2 protein-coding genes and 1 tRNA gene are annotated in these 2,251 nt (G+C 63.6%); 2 read left to right on the top strand and 1 reads right to left on the bottom strand.

The features are described from left to right. Positions 1-143 precede the first annotated feature (143 nt). Positions 144-219 (top strand) — tRNA-Thr (locus ACTNBZ_RS14240). 143 nt (positions 220-362) lie between these two features. On the opposite strand, the gene ACTNBZ_RS14235 is transcribed toward ACTNBZ_RS14240, so the two are convergent. Beyond that, positions 363-1,121 (bottom strand): MerR family transcriptional regulator, encoded by a 759-nt coding sequence (locus ACTNBZ_RS14235; RefSeq protein ID WP_441210928.1) that lies wholly within the window; start codon positions 1,119-1,121, stop codon positions 363-365. Positions 1,122-1,293: 172 nt separating this feature from the next. Here ACTNBZ_RS14235 and ACTNBZ_RS14230 point away from each other — a divergent pair, with 172 nt between their 5' ends. After that, positions 1,294-2,205, top strand: a complete 912-nt coding sequence (locus ACTNBZ_RS14230) for a D-2-hydroxyacid dehydrogenase (protein ID WP_441210926.1) — start codon at positions 1,294-1,296, stop codon at positions 2,203-2,205. The last annotated feature ends 46 nt before the right edge of the window (positions 2,206-2,251 follow it).

Genomic DNA, 2,251 nt, shown 5'->3' with positions numbered 1-2,251 from the left:
CACTGTTGGATAGCCCGCCGCGGCCCCCCGCCATCGGGGGGGGGGGGCCCGCTTTTCCCTTCCGGAAAAACAGTCAAACGGATTGACGGATCCCCAAAAATATGCTATATTATTTTTCTGTTGAGACCCCTTCAACCACATATGCTGGTGTAGCTCAGTTGGCAGAGCAATTGATTCGTAATCAATAGGTCGCCGGTTCAAGTCCGGCCTCCAGCTCCAGGCCCCCGCCAAAAGGCGGGGGCCTTTTTCTACACTAAAACGCAAGGAAATTTCTTGAAATCCCAACGTCCACGCCGCTTTGTGAAACTGTAAAGGAGCCCGGAGCTGTGAGGCCCCGGGCTCCTTTGCCTGTCATGGCAGTCTTACTCCGCCCAGCGCACCACTGCGTCCCGCAGAAAGCGGGCACAGCCGGGCACGTTCCTGTCATAGTGAGCAGCAAAACGCTCATCCGCCACATAGAGCTCCGCGATCCCCCGCTGGCGGGCCCCGTCACACGGCTTCACGGTGACCTCCAGCCAGCGGCGGTGGAGCCGGACGATCTCCCGCCCCTCTTCGCCGGTTGGGTCCAGCCCGGCGTGGACGGCGTCCTCCAGCCGGCCCCGGATCTCCTCCTCCAGTTCGTTCCACATTTGATATTGCTCCCCGGTCAGGCCCAGCACTGCCCGGTTGGCGTCATCCACCTGGCGGTCGCCGTACCTCTCCCTGGCCTCCTTTCCGTAGGTCTCCTCATTGTGCTCCACAGCCCGGCGCTTGAACGCCTCGAATTTCTGTTCGTCGTGCATGATCTCATTCCTTTCCTGTGCTCCGATGGTGTCCCGTACCGATCGGATAAGCTGTTCCAGCCGCGCCTTCTCGCCCTCCAGAGCGGTCAGATGGCTGCGCAGTGCGGCCAGACGGTCAAAGGCGGGATCGTCCAGGCATTGCCTGATCCGGGCCAGCTCTACCCCCAGAGCCCGGTAAAACAGGATGTCCTGCAGACGGTCCACCTCCGCCGCGCCGTAATAGCGGTAGCCGCTCTCCGCCACCCGGCGGGGCTTGAGCAGACCGATCTTGTCGTACCAGCGCAGGGTGCGGGCAGTCACCCCGGACAGGCGCGACAGCTCCTGGATCGAGTACTCCATATGCTTCCCTCCTTTGTCCGCTGAGGGTATGATATCAGTTGACGTTACGTCAGAGTCAAGACTTTTTTTGCCGCCGCCATTGCAAAGCGGTCAAAATCTGGTACTATATCGTTATTCGGCCCTGAAGGGGTAAAAGAACCGCCCCGTCCCGGCCATTCTGGAGGAATCTGCTATGAAGCTCGTCGTTCTGGACGGACACACGCTCAACCCCGGCGACCTGGACTGGTCGCCTCTGGAGGCTTACGGAGACCTGACAGTCTACGACCGCACCGGCCCGCAGGAGACGGTCCCACGCATCGGCGGCGCCGGGATCGTTTTTACCAACAAGGTCCTGCTGGACCGCGCTGTTTTTGAGGCCTGCCCTAACCTGCGCTATGTGGGCGTCACCGCCACCGGCTACAATGTGGTGGACCTGGCCGCCGCCCGGGAGCACGGCGTGGTGGTCACCAACGTCCCCGCCTACAGCACCGACGCCGTGGCCCAGCACACCTTTGCCCTTCTGCTGGAGCTGACCAACCATGCGGGGCTCCACAGCGAGAGCGTGAAGTCCGGCGCCTGGCAGACATGCGCCGACTTCTGCTACTGGCAGCGCCCCCTCTCCGAGCTTGCCGGCAAGACCATGGGCATCATCGGCTTCGGCTCCATCGGGCGGGCTGTCGCCAGGATCGCCGCCGCCTTCGGCATGGAGGTGGTCACCACCTCCGCCCATGTACTTCCCGCCGACGGGGTACGGGCCGTGACCGTGGAGGAGCTGTTCTCCCGATCCGACGTTATCTCCCTCCACTGCCCCCTGACCGAGGAGAACCGGGGCTTCATTGACCGGGACGCCATCGCCCGGATGAAGGACGGCGTCCTGCTCATCAACACCGCCCGGGGACCTCTGATCAACGGCGCCGACCTGCGGGATGCCCTGTGCTCCGGCAAGGTGGGCGGTGCCGCCATGGATGTGCTGGAACAGGAGCCGCCCCGCTCCGGCGATCCCCTCATCGGCGCGCCCAACTGTATCGTCACGCCCCACCTGGCCTGGGGGGGGCGGGGGGCCCGGCCGCGGCGGCGTCCGGGCTCGGCCGGGCAACTTGTCTAGCATATAACCCGCGTCCCCACCCACGTGGTGCAGACCATATAAATGT

Origin of the sequence: Pseudoflavonifractor sp. HCP28S3_F10, from assembly GCF_052065415.1 — a bacterium.
Taxonomy (GTDB): Bacteria; Bacillota; Clostridia; order Oscillospirales; family Oscillospiraceae; genus Pseudoflavonifractor_A.
This window is presented reverse-complemented; position numbering and strand designations above follow the sequence as displayed.

What these genes read in the sequence shown, in the direction of transcription:
- ACTNBZ_RS14235 (WP_441210928.1), bottom strand. Translation starts at nt 1,121, where the DNA reads ATGGAGTACTCGATCCAGGAGCTGTCGCGCCTGTCCGGGGTGACTGCC.
- ACTNBZ_RS14230 (WP_441210926.1), top strand. Translation starts at nt 1,294, where the DNA reads ATGAAGCTCGTCGTTCTGGACGGACACACGCTCAACCCCGGCGACCTG.